Annotated in this window: 17 protein-coding genes, 1 tRNA gene and 1 rRNA gene; 5 read left to right on the forward strand and 14 right to left on the reverse strand. The window is 70.4% G+C overall.

Annotated elements, in window-relative coordinates; genetic code table 11:
• Positions 1 to 4: 4 nt before the first annotated feature.
• The 6 genes from B5D66_RS14875 to B5D66_RS14895 form a co-directional block, all read right to left on the reverse strand.
• The gene (locus B5D66_RS14875) at positions 5 to 610 is read right to left on the reverse strand and encodes a DUF6286 domain-containing protein (protein ID WP_078762328.1); all 606 of its coding nucleotides are present in this window, start codon (positions 608 to 610) and stop codon (positions 5 to 7) included.
• Between the two features lie 63 nt (positions 611 to 673).
• The gene (locus tag B5D66_RS14880) at positions 674 to 1,069 is read right to left on the reverse strand and encodes an Asp23/Gls24 family envelope stress response protein (protein WP_078762329.1); all 396 of its coding nucleotides are present in this window, start codon (positions 1,067 to 1,069) and stop codon (positions 674 to 676) included.
• Between the two features lie 22 nt (positions 1,070 to 1,091).
• Positions 1,092 to 1,265, reverse strand: coding sequence for a hypothetical protein (locus tag B5D66_RS25765; RefSeq protein ID WP_200813653.1), 174 nt, complete (start codon positions 1,263 to 1,265; stop codon positions 1,092 to 1,094).
• 41 nt (positions 1,266 to 1,306) lie between these two features.
• The gene (locus B5D66_RS14885; RefSeq protein WP_078762330.1) at positions 1,307 to 1,546 is read right to left on the reverse strand and encodes a hypothetical protein; all 240 of its coding nucleotides are present in this window, start codon (positions 1,544 to 1,546) and stop codon (positions 1,307 to 1,309) included.
• Positions 1,543 to 1,857 carry a hypothetical protein gene (locus B5D66_RS14890; protein WP_078762331.1) on the reverse strand — a complete coding sequence of 105 codons (315 nt, stop codon included), beginning with the start codon at positions 1,855 to 1,857 and terminating at the stop codon, positions 1,543 to 1,545. Before B5D66_RS14890 ends, B5D66_RS14885 begins: the two co-directional genes overlap by 4 nt.
• 4 nt (positions 1,858 to 1,861) lie before the next feature.
• Positions 1,862 to 2,350 (reverse strand): Asp23/Gls24 family envelope stress response protein, encoded by a 489-nt coding sequence (locus B5D66_RS14895; protein ID WP_078762332.1) that lies wholly within the window; start codon positions 2,348 to 2,350, stop codon positions 1,862 to 1,864.
• A 275-nt stretch (positions 2,351 to 2,625) separates the two neighbouring features.
• On the opposite strand from B5D66_RS14895, the gene B5D66_RS14900 reads away from it, so the two are divergent.
• Complete coding sequence (locus tag B5D66_RS14900; protein ID WP_078762365.1) at positions 2,626 to 3,168, forward strand: RNA polymerase sigma factor; 543 nt, start codon at positions 2,626 to 2,628, stop codon at positions 3,166 to 3,168.
• Positions 3,159 to 3,695: a hypothetical protein gene (locus B5D66_RS14905; RefSeq protein ID WP_078762333.1), complete on the forward strand. Its 537-nt coding sequence runs from the start codon at positions 3,159 to 3,161 to the stop codon at positions 3,693 to 3,695. The genes B5D66_RS14900 and B5D66_RS14905 overlap by 10 nt, the downstream gene beginning before the upstream one ends.
• An 18-nt stretch (positions 3,696 to 3,713) precedes the next feature.
• Here the strand turns inward: B5D66_RS14905 and purU are convergent, their stop codons facing one another.
• Positions 3,714 to 4,571, reverse strand: coding sequence for a formyltetrahydrofolate deformylase (gene purU / locus B5D66_RS14910; protein WP_078762334.1), 858 nt, complete (start codon positions 4,569 to 4,571; stop codon positions 3,714 to 3,716).
• A gap of 134 nt (positions 4,572 to 4,705) precedes the next feature.
• On the opposite strand from purU, the gene B5D66_RS14915 reads away from it, so the two are divergent.
• On the forward strand, positions 4,706 to 5,899 hold the full coding sequence (locus B5D66_RS14915; RefSeq protein WP_078762335.1) for an amino acid deaminase/aldolase: 1,194 nt from the start codon (positions 4,706 to 4,708) through the stop codon (positions 5,897 to 5,899).
• Between the two features lie 57 nt (positions 5,900 to 5,956).
• Here the strand turns inward: B5D66_RS14915 and B5D66_RS14920 are convergent, their stop codons facing one another.
• Both B5D66_RS14920 and B5D66_RS14925 read right to left on the reverse strand, forming a co-directional pair.
• Complete coding sequence (locus tag B5D66_RS14920; RefSeq protein ID WP_078762336.1) at positions 5,957 to 6,361, reverse strand: DUF3618 domain-containing protein; 405 nt, start codon at positions 6,359 to 6,361, stop codon at positions 5,957 to 5,959.
• A gap of 15 nt (positions 6,362 to 6,376) precedes the next feature.
• Positions 6,377 to 7,444, reverse strand: coding sequence for a CDP-alcohol phosphatidyltransferase family protein (locus B5D66_RS14925; RefSeq protein ID WP_078762337.1), 1,068 nt, complete (start codon positions 7,442 to 7,444; stop codon positions 6,377 to 6,379).
• 303 nt (positions 7,445 to 7,747) lie between these two features.
• On the opposite strand from B5D66_RS14925, the gene bcp reads away from it, so the two are divergent.
• Together bcp and B5D66_RS14935 are read left to right on the forward strand one after the other, a co-directional pair.
• The gene (bcp, locus tag B5D66_RS14930; protein ID WP_078762338.1) at positions 7,748 to 8,230 is read left to right on the forward strand and encodes a thioredoxin-dependent thiol peroxidase; all 483 of its coding nucleotides are present in this window, start codon (positions 7,748 to 7,750) and stop codon (positions 8,228 to 8,230) included.
• Between the two features lie 231 nt (positions 8,231 to 8,461).
• Positions 8,462 to 8,534 (forward strand) — tRNA-Leu (locus B5D66_RS14935).
• Positions 8,535 to 8,592: 58 nt separating this feature from the next.
• On the opposite strand, the gene B5D66_RS14940 is transcribed toward B5D66_RS14935, so the two are convergent.
• From B5D66_RS14940 to rrf, 5 genes are all read right to left on the reverse strand, one after another.
• A complete protein-coding gene (locus B5D66_RS14940; protein ID WP_078762339.1) occupies positions 8,593 to 9,765 on the reverse strand; it encodes a serine/threonine-protein kinase in 1,173 nt (390 codons plus the stop codon).
• 315 nt (positions 9,766 to 10,080) lie between these two features.
• The gene (locus B5D66_RS14945; RefSeq protein WP_078762340.1) at positions 10,081 to 11,427 is read right to left on the reverse strand and encodes a M16 family metallopeptidase; all 1,347 of its coding nucleotides are present in this window, start codon (positions 11,425 to 11,427) and stop codon (positions 10,081 to 10,083) included.
• Between the two features lie 50 nt (positions 11,428 to 11,477).
• Positions 11,478 to 12,791 (reverse strand): M16 family metallopeptidase, encoded by a 1,314-nt coding sequence (locus tag B5D66_RS14950; RefSeq protein ID WP_078762366.1) that lies wholly within the window; start codon positions 12,789 to 12,791, stop codon positions 11,478 to 11,480.
• A gap of 133 nt (positions 12,792 to 12,924) precedes the next feature.
• Positions 12,925 to 13,845, reverse strand: coding sequence for an SCO4651 family lipoprotein (locus B5D66_RS14955; RefSeq protein WP_144390140.1), 921 nt, complete (start codon positions 13,843 to 13,845; stop codon positions 12,925 to 12,927).
• Between the two features lie 252 nt (positions 13,846 to 14,097).
• Positions 14,098 to 14,214, reverse strand: a 5S ribosomal RNA gene (gene rrf / locus B5D66_RS14960).
• Positions 14,215 to 14,367 lie beyond the last annotated feature (153 nt).

Consider the following 14,367-nt stretch of genomic DNA (forward strand, 5'->3'; position numbering starts at 1 on the left):
ACCATCACGCCTTCGCGTACCGTACCTGTGCACGTACTTTCGGTTTGCGGACCGGATCCAGTTCGTCGAGTCGTCCCTGAACGGCCGCGCGCACTTGCGCGGGCAGATCGCCGGCGTGACGCAGCACGGTCTCGGCGCGCACCTTGACCCGGCGCCGGCCGACCCGGACGGACGCCCCGCGCACCCCGTCCACCTCGCATGCCGCGGCGGTCAGGGCACGGCGCATTCCCGCCCGGGAGAGCCCAACGACCAGAGCGGGATCGTCGGTGCGCAGCACCGTCCAGCGTCCCCGTCCCGGTACCAGGGCCAACGAGATCAGCACCAGACCGATCAACGCGAGTACGGCGGAGGCCACCTGGACCGACGGGTCGTTCCAGCGGGCGCTGCCCGCGTAGTCGGCGGCCTTGTCGACGGGCAGGATCCGCAAAGGGCTGCCGACGAGTGTCGATATGACCTCGGCGGCGGCCAGGCCGGCCACCGCCACGATGAGCGCACCGACGATGAACGCCGGCCAGGAACGGCGCGGCCGGAAGGTGTGCACGGCCACGCGGCGCGCTCGCCGGGTGGTGGCCGGGTCCGGCCGGGTCAACGCGTCCTCCACTGTCGTCATGTGCTCCCCCTCCTTTCCGAAGCCGGCTCGCCGCCGGCTTCCTCGTCGTGTGCGGCCGGGCGGTCAATCCGCGCGCCCGTCCCGTACCAGGCCGGTGATCTCGATGTCGATGTGGCGCACCGTGAGCCCGGTGGTCTGTTCGACCCGCTCCCGCACGTGTTCCCGTACTTCGCGGGCCGTCGAACGGACCGGGGCGGGGTAGCGCACCGCGATCCCCAGACGCAACGACACCGTTGTGCCGTTGATCCGGGCGCTGGCCTTGGCCGGGCGGGACGAGGAACCGAGCAGGGCGGTGACCCCGCCGCCCACCCGGCGTGTCCCTCCGACCTCCGCCGCCGCCCGAGCCGCGATCTTGGCGACGACCCGTTCGGGAATGGTGGTGCTGCCCCTCTGTTCGGGCTCGGCGGGGCGGGGGCGTTGCCGGGGCACCGTCCGTGGCGGTGCGGCCGTCGTGCTCATTGCTGTCTCCGATCCGGCGGCGTCAGGACGAGCGCCGCGTGAACAGGCCGACGAGGTCGATCTCGCCCTCGAACGCGCGCCCCGCCAGGAATCCCAGTACTCCGAGCACCAGGACCAAGGCGAACGCCTCGAAACCGCCGAACGCGCCGGCGAGCCCCAGTAGCGACCCGAAGGCCAGTCCCACGATCGGCCACATGGCCCCTCCTCCAGTTCGGTGAGTGTTACTGCGCCGCCCCGTCAACGCAGCCGGCGGGCACGGGCGCGGCGGCGGCGCCTGCGGCGCACCGCCTCGGCCAGATGGCCGAGGGGACCCCGTGGCGCGCGGTGGATCTCGATGTGGGTTCGGCCGTCGACCGGGGCGCGGGACGTCGTTCCGCGCAGGCGCGCCAACCCCAGGGCGAACGCCTCGGGGTCGCCCCCCACGTCGGGATGGTTGCGGCGAACCCAGTCGCGCAGGGCCCTGCGGTCGGTGTTCATGTCCGTGCCCCCTCCGGTGGGGGGACGACGTCCTCGATCGACACGTCGATCCTGCGTCCACGGGCCAGCGGCGCGATCTCCGCACGCAGGTCGGCGGCGAGCTGTGGCAGCGGACGCCCGTAGCGCACCACCACGCCGACCTCCACGCTGTCGGGCCGCAACGCCACCCCCTCGATGCGCCCGCCCACGACAGGGGTGGTGACCGTGCCGAACCTGCCCGCGGACAGGGCGGCGACGTCGGGAAGCCCGCGCAGCCGATCGGCGATGCGCCGTGTCACGTCCTCGACGGAATCGGTTCCGGCGCCCGTCACGGGATCACCTCACCCGCGGCTCGGAGGGGGCGCTGCTGTCGTCGTCCTCCTCGTCGGGAAGGTGGATGTCACCGACGGTGATGTTCACCTCGGTGACCTCAAGACCGGTCATCCGCTCGACACCGTTGATGACGTTGCGGCGAACCGCCGCGGCGAGGTCGGGGATGGCGACCCCGTATTCGACGATCAGGTCGATGTCGATGGCGGCCTGGCGCTCACCGACCTCGACGCTGACGCCGCGTGAGGCGTTGGTGGTGCTGCTCGCACCGGGAATCCGATCGCGCACCGCGCCGAAGGCGCGGGCCGCCCCGCCCCCCATCCGGTGGACCCCGCCGACCTCGCGCGCGGCCATGCCGGCGATCTTTGCGACGACGTGGTCGGCGATGGAGGTACGGCCACTGCTGGTCACGAGGTCGCGTGTATTGCCGCCCTGTGCGCTCGCCCCGGACTCGCGTGCCGAGGGCACCTTGGTCTCCGTCTTGGTCTCGCTCACTGTCGTGCACTCCTTATCGCTCGGTGGGCGTCTGTCTCGCGGCGGCGGCAACGCCCGAAGCGGGCGGCCGGTCGCGTGCGGAAGCCGCCCTCGACCGCTTCACCTATGAGGACACGGCACGGGCCGATCTCCTCACGCCCGATTCGGCGTGATCCACGCCACATCGTCATCGAACGCGAACTGAAGCGACTTCACCGCATCGGAACTCAATGTAGTTGATCGGACGCTTAAAGTAACGTTGGGACGGCGCGCACAAGGAGGTGGCGGACAGCCAGATGGAGGATCGACCACTCTCCCCGGACGCGACGCTGGCCGAACGCGCCCAGGACGGCGACACCGGCGCGTTCGACACCCTGCTCCGTCGCCACCAGGACACCGTCTACCGGATCGCGCTGCGCGTCCTCGGCGACGCGGCCGACGCCGCAGACACCGCCCAGGAGGCCTTGATCACGGCCTGGCGGAAACTACCCGAGCTGGAGAACACCGCGGTGTTCTCCGCGTGGCTCTACCGGATCGTCACCAATCGGGCGCTCAACGCCGTCCGGTCCCGCATCCCCGCCGCGCCCATCGACGAGGGGCTGCCCACCGCCGCGCCGGGGCCCGAGCACCAGTCCATGGCCTCACAACTGCGGGGCGCGCTGACTCGGGCGCTGGCCAACCTGCCCCCGGGGCAGCGCGCGTGTTGGATACTGCGCGAACTGGAAGGAATGAGCTATGAGGAGATAGCGCAGATCGTCAACGCGACCCCGACCGCCGTACGCGGCCGCATCCACCGCGCCCGTACCCACCTCGTGGAGGCGCTACGTCTATGGCGGTAGAGCCCACTGACCACGACCGCCTGCCCTGCGGCACCGATCTGACCACGCTCGCCGGCCATCTGGCCGAGGGAGCGCTGACCGCGCACGAGCGGAATTGCTCTCACTGCCGCGGGGCCGTGCGGAGACTGCGCGCGCTGGACAGCGCACGCGACGACCTCGCCTCCGAGTCGGTCTCCGCGCCGCCGCAACTGCTCGACGAGGTCATGCGTGTCGTCCGCACCGAGGGGCGGCCTGGTCGTGCCCTGCCCGTCCCGCCGGAGCAGCACGGTGTCACACGGGTGCGCGAGCCCGCCGCGGCGCGGATCCTGCGAACGGCCGCCGAGACGGTCGGCGGCATCAGTGTCGGCCGCTGCCGTATCAGCGAGGAGGACGAGGGCCTGAGCGTTCTCCTGACGGCTCGGGTCGAGACCGGCGCCGCCATCCCCGAACTCGCCGAAGCGGCCCGGCGGGCCGTGCGCGACGCCGCCAGGCACCAGCTGGGCTGGACGTTGATCCGCGTGGACGTCGAGGTCGTCGACCTGTCCTGAGCTATGCGGACCGGCGTCTCAGCGGAAGACGACGGTCTTCGCCCCGTTGAGCAGAACCCGTCGCTCGGCGTGCCAGCCCACCGCGCGTGCCAGCGCCACCGATTCGAGGTCCCGGCCCACGGCCGCCAGACGCTCGGGGCTGTAGGTGTGGTCGACCCGCGCGATCTCCTGCTCGATGATGGGTCCCTCGTCCAGGTCGGCGGTGACGTAGTGCGCGGTCGCACCGATCAGCTTCACCCCCCGGGCGTGCGCCTGGTGGTAGGGGCGGGCCCCCTTGAAGCTGGGCAGGAATGAGTGGTGGATGTTGATGATCCGTCCCGCCATCTTCTGGCACAACTCCTCCGAGAGCACCTGCATGTAACGGGCCAGGACCACCAGGTCCACACCGTAGGAGTCGACCAGGCCGAGCAGCCTGGCCTCGGCCTGGGGCTTGGTCTCGGGCGTCACCGGCAGGTGGTGGAAGTCCACCCCGTAGGAACGCGCGAGGAACTCCAGGTCGGGATGGTTGGAGACGACCGCGGCGATCTCGACGTCGAGCAGGCCGCTTCGCTGCCGGTAGAGCAGGTCGTTGAGGCAGTGCCCGAACTTCGACACCATGACGAGCATGCGCGGGCGCACGCCGCGCCGCCACAGCTCCCACTCCATCGCGAACTCCCCGGCCAGTCCGGCCAGCGCCGCGCGCAGCTCGTCCTCCCCGGGGGCCTCCCGCCCCGCCTCGAACTGCACCCGCAGGAAGAAGCGTCCGGTGTAGTGGTCTCCGTACTGCTGGCTCTCGGTGATGTTGCATCCGTTTCCGGCCAGCAGGGTCGCCACAGCAGCGACGATTCCGCGGGCGTCGGGGCACGACAGGGTCAGCACGTACTCGTGGTCGGTCATGGCCAGGAAACTCCAAAGTCAGCAGCCGTGAAGTTCCAGGTTATCCGCGTGCCCACGCCTCGATGACGGGAATCGCCGGAAGGAGCCGAGGATCATACGTGAAGAAGTTTCATAATCTGTGGCATGCTCCCCACATGAGCAGCGCTCGCGAACGCTACGAAGCGGCGACCCGCCACCTCCACCCTCCCTTCGCCGTCCTCGACCTGGCCGCGTTCCACGCGAACGCCGCCGACCTCGCCCGGCGCGCCGCCGGCACCCCCATCCGCGTCGTCAGCAAGTCCATCCGTTGCCGGCACCTCCTCCGCGAAGCCCTCGCCCTCCCCGGCTTCAGCGGCCTCATGGCCTTCACCCTCCCCGAAGCCCTGTGGCTGGCGCGCGACGGTGTCTGCGACGACATCCTCGTCGCCTACCCCACCGCCGACACCAACGCCATCGCCGAACTCGCCGCCCACCCCGACACGGCCCGCGGCGTCACCCTCATGGTGGACGATGTCGCCCACCTCGACCTGATCACCGCCGCCGCGCCGGACCCGGCCCATCCCATCAAGGTCTGCATCGACATCGACACCAGCTGGCAGCCCCTCGGCCCGCGCACCCGGATCGGAGCCCTGCGCTCCCCCGTACGCACCCCCGCCCAGGCCGCCGCGCTCGCCCGCGCGATCAGCCGAGACCCCCGGCTCCACCTCGACGGGATCATGGCCTATGAGGCCCAGATCGCCGGAGTCGGCGACAACCCGCCGGGACGCCCCGGCTACGGCCGGCTCCTGCGCTGGGTCCAGCGGCACTCCCGAACCGAGCTCGCCCGCCGCCGCGCCGCCATCGTCAACGCCGTCCGCGACGTCGCCGACCTGCGCTTCGTCAACGGAGGTGGAACCGGCAGCCTGCACACCACCCGCCGCGAACGGGCCATCACCGAACTGGCCGCGGGTTCCGGCTTCTACCAGCCCACCCTGTTCGACCACTACCGCGGCTTCAGTGGACGGCCCGCCGCCCTGTTCGCGCTCCCGGTCGTCCGCCGCCCCGCTCCCGGCGCGGTCACCGTCCTGGGCGGCGGCTACCCCGCCTCCGGCACCGCGGACCTCACCCGGCTGCCCAGCCCGCACCTCCCGGCCGGTCTCTCCCTCTCCCCCACCGAAGGCGCCGGCGAGGTCCAGACCCCGCTTCTCGGCGCCTCCGCCGCCTCCCTGTCCATCGGCGACCGGGTGTGGCTGCGCCACGCCAAGGCCGGGGAGCTGTGCGAGCGCTTCGCCGAGCTCCACCTCATCGACGGGGACCGGCTCGTCGCCACCGTCCCCACCTACCGGGGCGAGGGACGGACGTTCCTCTGAGCGTGCGGGAACACGGAAGAGGGGAGGGACCATCCGGTCCCTCCCCTCTTCAGGGGTTCAGTGTCCCCGCCTCCGCCGCCAGGCGACGACGACACCGACCACCACGGCCAGGCCGACGCCCACACCCAGCGCCACGAGTTCGGGCGGCAACGGCGCCCTCGTCGAATAGGTCGTCACGACCTCGTCGTCGCCCTTGAGCCGCACACTGCCCTCGGGCGGCTCGACGACGTGGCTTCCCAGCCGGACCGCCCCCGACCCCGACACCAGCGAGCGAGCCTCCTCGACCAGGTGCTCTCCGGCCCCGCGAACCTGCTCCCAGCCTCGACGCGCCACATTGGCCGGCTTCGTGCGATCGGTGATCTCGTCGATGGTGCGGGCCAGGCGCGCCTGGACGCGCTCGATCTCTGCCTGGACCGCCGCCGGATCCCGTCGCGCCCCTGCGGGGTCGCGTCCCTCCGTCAAAGCCGCTTCCTTCCGCTAGCGCAGGGTCGCCTGAGACCGATCGCCGCCCGGACCTTCCTGGCCCGTCGGCGCTTCAGGCGAGCGCGTGACGTTCAACGCGCCTTCGATTCCGTCCACGACGCGGAAGAAGTCGCGCGTGGACAACCACAGTTTATAGACGATCGCAATCTCGAACGCGAGGAGCAAAACGCCCACGGGTACGACGATCCAGACGATCGCGGCAGGCGCGACCGCCCCCGCCAACGGCGCGAGGATGAACACCGCCATCTGGAACTCGATGCCGCTCACCAGGTGGGTGCGGATACGCCGAACGCGCAGGAAATCCCAGAACCGCTGGTACCAGGGGAAACGCATCCGGAACTCCTGGTGCAGGTCCACCTTCGGCAGCCGCACGTCGGGCTGCTTACCGGCGTCACGGTCGTAACGGGACTCCTTCTCCGCCTGCGTCCGCAGGATCTGCTCCAGGACCGAGATCCCGTGCCGCAGCACCGCCTGCTCGCCCGTGTCGCTCAGCGCCCCCCGATGTCCGCGCGACTCCGGCTCCAGCATGGACAGCGTGGCCCGCGCCCGCTCCAACGCCCCCGCGATGTGCGACCGCATCTCCCGGCGGACCTTGTAGACCTGCAACGCGTTGAGATAGCGCAGCATGTCGCAGAACACCACCGCCAGCGCCAGCCACACGAAGGTCACGTCGCCGGTGAGCACATACTGTCCGCCCATCAACGCGATGGCGCACACCAGCACCCGGAACCGGTCGAACACGTAGTCCATCCACGCGCCGAACAGCGACTCCTGACCGGTCAGCCGGGCCAGCTTGCCGTCCACGCAGTCCAGCAGGAAGCAGAGGTAGTACAGCAACGCGCCGACGACCAGGAAGGGCCACCAGCCCAGGGCGAAGCAGGCCGCCGCCCCCAGACCGGACAGCAGCGCCGCCACCGTCACCTGGTTCGGGGTGATCGACGTCCGGTTCGCGACGAACCGCACCAACCGCAACGCCAATGGATCGACCAGCCACACGGTCCACCAGGAATCGCGCGCCTTGCACACGCGCTCCTTGACCTCGTCCAATGTGAAACCGGCCATCGGGGGTGCTCTCCCAACAACGCGAATCGGCAACGTCCTCCGAGCGCGCCCACCGGCCACCGGAGTGCCGCAGAGTCTACGCACCCTGGTCCCCGGCCGATCGGAGCGGACGCACGGGTTCGGACAACCATAGGTCACCCGCCAGGCCCCTCGGCACGGAACGGGCGAACTCCACCGCACCGGCCGCACCGCCCGTTCCCTCCGCCCACCAGGGGTACACCAGCGCCACAGCGCGCCGGCGACGGCAATAGGCTGGGACGACTCGAAGGGGCCGGCACGCCCCACGACCTGGAAGGAGCCCCCGTGAGCGACCCCGCCGTCCGCCTCAAGCCCGGTGACACCGCGCCGGACTTCACCCTCGACGACGCCGATGGCAAGCCCGTCACGCTGAGCGAGGTGGTGAGGGAGAAGGGGCGCGTCGTCCTCTACTTCTACCCCGCCGCCATGACCCCGGGCTGCACCACCCAGGCCTGCGACTTCCGCGACAACCTCCGCGCCTTCGAACAGGCCGGTCTGACCGTCATGGGCGTCTCGCCCGACTCCACCGCGCGTCTCGCCGAGTTCCGCGACCAGCAGGGACTCACCTTCCCCCTGCTCGGCGACCCCGACAAGCAGGTCCTGCGCGCCTACGGCGCGTTCGGGGAGAAGAAGAACTACGGCAAGGTCGTCCAGGGCGTCATCCGCTCCACGATCATCATCGGCGCCGACGGGACCGTCGAGAAGGCCTTCTACAACGTGAAGGCCACCGGTCACGTCGAACGGATCAAGCGCGAGCTGGGTCTGTGAGCAGTGCCGCGCGGTCCGCTCGGCGAGTGGACCGCGCGGCCCACGGGATGCGCCGACCGCGTCTTCAGCCGGCCTGGCGACAGCCGACGTGGCGAAGCACTACCATGGGACGTCGACCACAGTGGTCCGCGCCGGACCACCGGAGCGGGGGATTTGCGCTCTTCCCCCACCGGTGTCACCCTCGGGAGAGCCACCCGTCACCGGCCATCCCGGCGAGGAGCGCGAAGGTGGGGGGCCGTAGCCCAACGGCAGAGGCGGCGCGTTTAGGTCGCGTACAGTGCGGGTTCGAATCCCGCCGGCCCTACCCAGACGAGAGGCGCGGGATCCCGATCCCGCGCCTCTTCTGTCTGTTCGCCGCCCGGCTAGCGGAACAGCAACGCCCACAGCACGACCGCGAGCAGGGCCACGACCCCCACGACCACGCCCGCGATCATCGCCACCGGCCGTTTACTCCGGTGCTTGCCCGAACTGGTCAGACCGAGCGTGTCGGTCGACTCGCGGATCGAGGTGAGCAACGCGCTCACCGACTCCGGACGGTGGCGGTGCAGCGCCTCCTGTAGGGAGGAGACCGACTCCGACACCGACTCCTGGAGGGAACTGCGCAGCACGTGCGCTCCGGCCCGGAAGTGTTCCCGAGCCGATTCCTGGGAAGCGGGCTGGGCCACCTCCTGCGCGGCGGTCTTGGCCGCGGTCTCGGGGCTGGTGGCCGGCGCCCACGGCGCGAGCGCGGCGATGCGCAACATCTTCGTCGCGTTCTCCGCGGTCAACCGGTCGGCCGGGTTCACGTGGAGCAGTCCGGCCAGTACCGGCGCGAGCGGGCCGGCGTTCTCCGCCGGCGGCGGCTCCTCCAGCTCGTCCCCGCGCAGGATCGCGATGTAGCCCTTGCGGTTGTAGGGCGGATGCCCCTCGACCGCGGCGTACAACGTCGCGCCCAGCGACCACAGGTCGGAGGCCGGACCGATGGGACCGGCCTTGGCCCGCTCGGGCGGGATGTAGGAAGGCGACCCCACGATCCGCCCCGAGGTGGTCAACGCGGACTCGCCCGTCCAGGCGGCCAGGCCGAAGTCGGTCAGGACGACCCGTCCGTCCTCGCTGATCATCACGTTGTCGGGCTTGACGTCGCGGTGGATGATGCCCTCGTCGTGCGCCGCCTTGAGCGCGCCGATCAGATGGAGCCCGATCTCGGCCACACGCTGGTAGGGCAGTGGCCCGGCGAGCTCGATGAGCTCGGCGAGCGTGTGCGCCACGACGAGTTCCATCACGATCCACGGCCGGCCGTCCTCGTTGACGACGTCGAGGACGGTGACCACGGCGGGATGGGTCAGCCGTGCCGCGACCCGGGCCTCCCGGGTGGTGCGGCGCAGCAGCGAAGTGCGCTCGGACTCGCTCAGATCGCTCGGCAGGCGCAACTCCTTGACCGCGACCTCGCGGTCAAGGAAGAGGTCGGTGGCACGCCAGACGGTGCCGACGCCCCCACGCGCGATCTGCTCCCGCAGGTGGTAGCGCCCCGCCAGCACGCGCTCGCCGGGAGCCACTTCGAGAGTCGCAGGGCGCGCTGATTCGAGCGGCGACGAGGTCTGCCGCTCTGCGTGGGGCTTGTCGATGGAGGACACGGCTTCTAAAGCGTCAGGTCACGGGCCACAGCGGCCTCCTGCGAACTCGTACGGGGGTCGTCCCGCCGCCGCGGCGGCGATTCGTCTGTCATATCAGCTACATAGGACATTAGAGCAGGTCGCCACGGGAGCACAGGAGCACGGGCCCGATTTCACGATCTCCCACCGCCCGTACCGCCTCCCGTGGCTCGCCTCTCCTTGCCTCGACTCACCGTCCGGTGGGAGATGGAACGGGGATCAGGCCCACAACGCCTCGGGGTCGCGGACCGTGACCGGTCCGACCCCGATCTCCTCCAACGGCCCCGCGACCTCCTTGGCGTCGCCCGCGACGATGATCACGAACTCGCTCGGGTGCAGGTAGTCGCGCGCCGCCTGGTGCAGGTCCTCGGCGGTGATCCGCTCGAAACCGGCACGCAGCTGGTCGACGTGGTCCTCGGGCAGGTCGTGCACGACCGCCTCGACCAACGCGCTCGCCAGGCTACGCGCGGTGGAGTAGCCGACCGGAAGCCCGACCGTGTTGGACTCGCGGACCGCCGAGAGCTCGCCATCGGTCACCCCCTCGTTGCGGAGCCGCTCGATCTGCTCCAACGACGCCGTGACCGAGTGGGCGGTCGTCGGCCCCTCGACCTGGGTGCTGATGAAGAACACCCCGCTGTCACGGCGCAGGTCGAACCGGCAGCCGACCCCGTAGGTGTAGCCGAGGCGCTCACGCAGCTCCATGTTGAGCCGGGAGGTGAACATGCCGCCGAGCACATCGCTCATGCCGTTGGCCCGCGGCAGGTCGATCTCGGAACGGGCCGGCGCCCGGTGCGCCAGGACCAGCGCGGACTGCACCGAGCCCGGGCGGTCCAGGACGAGGACGCGGGGGAGCTCCCCCGGGGCGCCCTCGGGGGCCGTGGTGGAACGGCTCGGGGTCGGCTGGGCGTCCCCGAAGACCGTCCTTCCGATCTTTTCGAGGTCCACCCCGGACAGGTCTCCGACGACCACCAGCGTGCCGGCGACAGCCGCGACGGAACCCGCGTGGAATTCCCGGACGATCTCGGGCGTGAGCTGCTGCAGGTTGGCGGGGCCACCGCTGAGCGGCGTCGCGTAACGGCCGGTGAAGAGCTGGCCTCCGATGGCGCGGGCCGCCACGGTCGAGGCCATCGACGCTTCGAGCCAGAACCGCTCGACGAGCTGGTCGCGACGGCGGATCACGTCATCGTCCCGCAGGGCCGGAGCGCGCACCGCCTCGGCGAACAGCGCGGTCGCGTCGGCGATCCGGCTCGCCGGGGCGTCCACGCCGGTGACGAAGCTGTCCCAGGTGACGCGGGAGACCCACTCCGCGCCGTACTGTTCCAGGGCGGGCGCCAGCGAGCTGTTGCCCTCGGGACCGTCCTCCAGCGCCTCGTTCGCCAGCGCGGCCACCCCCATCTGGTCGAGGGGCTCACTCGTCCCGCCCGCGGGCTGGACGAGCCGGACCGCCGCATAGGGCTGGCCGGGGACGTCGATGGCGACGACGGTCCCCCCACCGACCTGCAGACGTCGTGCCTTGGGGAACGTGTAGGGGCTGGCGTCACCGAGCGTGGGACGCGGCTGGAGCATACTCACAACGACTCTTCCTTCGAGGTCTGGGCGGGCGTGGCCGGGGCGGATCAGGCTTCGACCGGCGTGGAGCCGGTCTTGGCCTCGGGCTCGAAGCGGACGACCAGCAGGTTGTCCTCGCCGAGCAACCGCTTGGCCGCGGCCACGACCTCGTCCGTGCTGATCTCGCTCCAGCGCTGCGGCCAGGTGTGGACGAGCTCGGGGTCGTCGAACAGCTGGGTGCAGCTGCCGAGCGCGTCGGCCAGTCCCCCGGGGGTGGAGATGCTCTGGAGGTGGTCGCGCTCCAGAACCGCGCGGGCGCGTTCCAGTTCCTCCTCGGAGATCCCGTCGGCGAGGCCCTGGACCTCCTCCAGGATCGCGGCCTCCAGCTCGTCGCCGCTGACCCCCTCGCGCGCGATCATGCTGACGAGCATGAGGCTCGGCGCGTAGCGGAACGGCAGGAGGTCGGCCGCCCCTCCGCCGTCGTCGCTGGCCAGTCCGCGCTCCACCACGAGCCTGCGGTACAGCCGGCTTCCCTGCCCCTGTCCCAGGACGGCCGAGGCCAGGTGCATGACGTCGAAGTCGCGGCTGCCGTAGTTGCCGACGCGGTAGCCGAGGAAGACGGCCGGCGCCGGGACCTTCTCGGTGACGGTCTCACGCAGCGGACCGCCGATGAGACCCTCCAGTGTCGCGTCGGGCGCCTCGGCGACGACCTCGCGGGCCGGGATCCCGCCGAAGTAGCGTTCCACCCGGTCGCGCACGTCGCCGGGTTCGAGGTTGCTCACCACGGTCACCACGAGATTGTCCGGGCCGTAGTGGCGCTCGTGGAAGGACAGCACGTAGTCGAGGTCGGCCGCGTCCAGGTCGGCCATCGAACCGATGGTCGGATGGTGGTAGGGGTGTCCCTCGGGATAGCCCAGGGCGAGGATCCGCTCGAACGCGGTGCCGTAGGGAACGTTGTCGTACCGCTGGCGCCGCTCGTTCTTGACGACGTCGCGCTGGTTGTCGAGAACCTCCTGGGTCATCCCGTCCCGGAGGGTGGCGAGGCGGTCCGCCTCCAGCCACAGGACGAGATCGAGAGCGTGCTCGGGAACGGTCTCGTAGTAGTTCGTGCGGTCGGTGGAGGTGGAGGCGTTGATGTCGCCGCCCAGACGCTCCACCGCGTCGAAGTGCTCGCCCTTGGCGACGTTCCCGCTGCCCTGGAACATCAGGTGCTCGAACAGGTGCGCGAAGCCGGTACGGCCGGGCACCTCGTGACGGGAGCCGACCCCGTACCACAGGTTGAGCGCCGCCACCTGTCCGGTGGCCGCGGGAGCGGTCACCACCCGCAGTCCGTTGTCCAGTCTGAATTGGCTGATGTTGCCCGCCGCGCCGTTCGTCGCCACCAGTTCCTGCACCCCTTGTCGCTGGATTACCGTCCTGCACCTGAGAGCCTATGGCCTCACCCGGGTCTCCGGGTACGCGCGCCATCGTCTTCGGGACGGCTCACACGTAATGGATCTTCCCCCGTACGGCGCGTTAGGAACGTTGCCAGACTTCGGCCCGCGGCGGTAGCGGAAACTCGATCGTGGTCCCCCAGTCCGTGAAGGTCAGGTCCACATGTCCGGGTCCTTCCTCGGTGTCCATGTGGACGAGGACCGCCAGCGGCAGGTACTCGTCGTCCACCCACACCGTGAAGGAGATCTCCTCCACCCCCTGGGCGTGCAGATCCTGGAGTACCCGCCACGCGCCGCCCTTCCCGCTGACGTTCGCCATGCCGTCGAGGACGTCGAAGGTCGCGTGATGGCCGCTGCCCCGCACCCCGTCGACGGTTCGCGCGCCGGCCGGCACCAGGTCCGAGGCCGCGGCGATCATGCTCCAGTCGCGGATGCCGGAGATCGCCCTGATCGTCTCGGCGTAGAGCGCCCGTGGTTCGGGGGGATCCTCGAAGTCCTCCCGGGAGCGCAGGACCCAGGAGGTTCCCTCAGGCATTCCCTCGGTGCTGGGGGGCCGCAGGTAGAAGTCCTCGCCGACCGCGACGGAGCGCGCCGAGTAGTCGTCGCCTTCCCTGCTGCTCATCTCCAGGTCCGCGGTGAAGTCGACGCGGTCCTTCTCATGGAAGGCGTAGCCACCGGAGGCCCGAGCCCTGGGAATGCCGTTGAGGGTGGCGGTCGCCTCGAAGCGCGTGGTGACACGGGTCAGGGCCGCCTGTTCGATCGCGTCCACCAGGTCCGCCGGCGCCTCCGGCGAGGAGCCGGGGACGGGCATCGGCGTGTCCGGGTCTCCCTCGACGGCCTGGGGGGCGCCCCCCGCGCCCGGCGTGGCCCCCGCTGAAGGGGACGCAGCCGTGGAGGCCCGCTCTTCCTCGGAGGGGTTGGGCCCCTCGTCCTTCACGCACCCCGTGACGCCCAGAAGCACACTGACGGCGGACACCACCATCCAGGACTGCTGCCGACGCATGGGCGTCATTCTCTCCTACTCGCGCCCCATCGCACATGAGAACAGGGACAGGGTCACCTTTCCTCCCGTATAGGAGGAACGCACCACTCCCGGATCCCCATAGAGGGCAGGACGACACAGAGGAGCACAGACAGTAAGTTCTATTCCGTTTTCGGGCGGAAACAAAAAAAGGGGGGTTCCCGACACGGGAACCCCCACACACACGGGAGACCGAACCCCCCACACGGAGGATCCGGCCTCAACCGAAAAGATGCCCGGCGGCGACCTACTCTCCCACCCCAACCAGGGGGCAGTACCATCGGCGCAGGGAGGCTTAACGACCGGGTTCGGAATGGGACCGGGTGTTCCCCCCCCGCCATCACCGCCGTAACCCTCACCCCAACCCCCACACAGGGGCGGGAAAACCAAGAGCCACAACAACAACGCGGCAAAAACAATATTCTCAACGATTCGTGTGTATGCGCGAGCACCCAGCATCTGCGGTGGACAAGCCCTCGGCCGATTAGTACCGGTCAGCTCCAC

The sequence above is a fragment of the Marinactinospora thermotolerans DSM 45154 genome (assembly GCF_900167435.1).
Lineage (GTDB): Bacteria > Actinomycetota > Actinomycetes > Streptosporangiales > Streptosporangiaceae > Marinactinospora > Marinactinospora thermotolerans.

What these genes read in the sequence shown, in the direction of transcription:
- B5D66_RS14875 (WP_078762328.1), bottom strand. Translation starts at nt 610, where the DNA reads ATGACGACAGTGGAGGACGCGTTGACCCGGCCGGACCCGGCCACCACC.
- B5D66_RS14880 (WP_078762329.1), bottom strand. Translation starts at nt 1,069, where the DNA reads ATGAGCACGACGGCCGCACCGCCACGGACGGTGCCCCGGCAACGCCCC.
- B5D66_RS25765 (WP_200813653.1), bottom strand. Translation starts at nt 1,265, where the DNA reads ATGTGGCCGATCGTGGGACTGGCCTTCGGGTCGCTACTGGGGCTCGCC.
- B5D66_RS14885 (WP_078762330.1), bottom strand. Translation starts at nt 1,546, where the DNA reads ATGAACACCGACCGCAGGGCCCTGCGCGACTGGGTTCGCCGCAACCAT.
- B5D66_RS14900 (WP_078762365.1), top strand. Translation starts at nt 2,626, where the DNA reads ATGGAGGATCGACCACTCTCCCCGGACGCGACGCTGGCCGAACGCGCC.
- B5D66_RS14905 (WP_078762333.1), top strand. Translation starts at nt 3,159, where the DNA reads ATGGCGGTAGAGCCCACTGACCACGACCGCCTGCCCTGCGGCACCGAT.
- purU (WP_078762334.1), bottom strand. Translation starts at nt 4,571, where the DNA reads ATGACCGACCACGAGTACGTGCTGACCCTGTCGTGCCCCGACGCCCGC.
- B5D66_RS14915 (WP_078762335.1), top strand. Translation starts at nt 4,706, where the DNA reads ATGAGCAGCGCTCGCGAACGCTACGAAGCGGCGACCCGCCACCTCCAC.
- B5D66_RS14925 (WP_078762337.1), bottom strand. Translation starts at nt 7,444, where the DNA reads ATGGCCGGTTTCACATTGGACGAGGTCAAGGAGCGCGTGTGCAAGGCG.
- B5D66_RS14945 (WP_078762340.1), bottom strand. Translation starts at nt 11,427, where the DNA reads ATGCTCCAGCCGCGTCCCACGCTCGGTGACGCCAGCCCCTACACGTTC.
- B5D66_RS14955 (WP_144390140.1), bottom strand. Translation starts at nt 13,845, where the DNA reads ATGCGTCGGCAGCAGTCCTGGATGGTGGTGTCCGCCGTCAGTGTGCTT.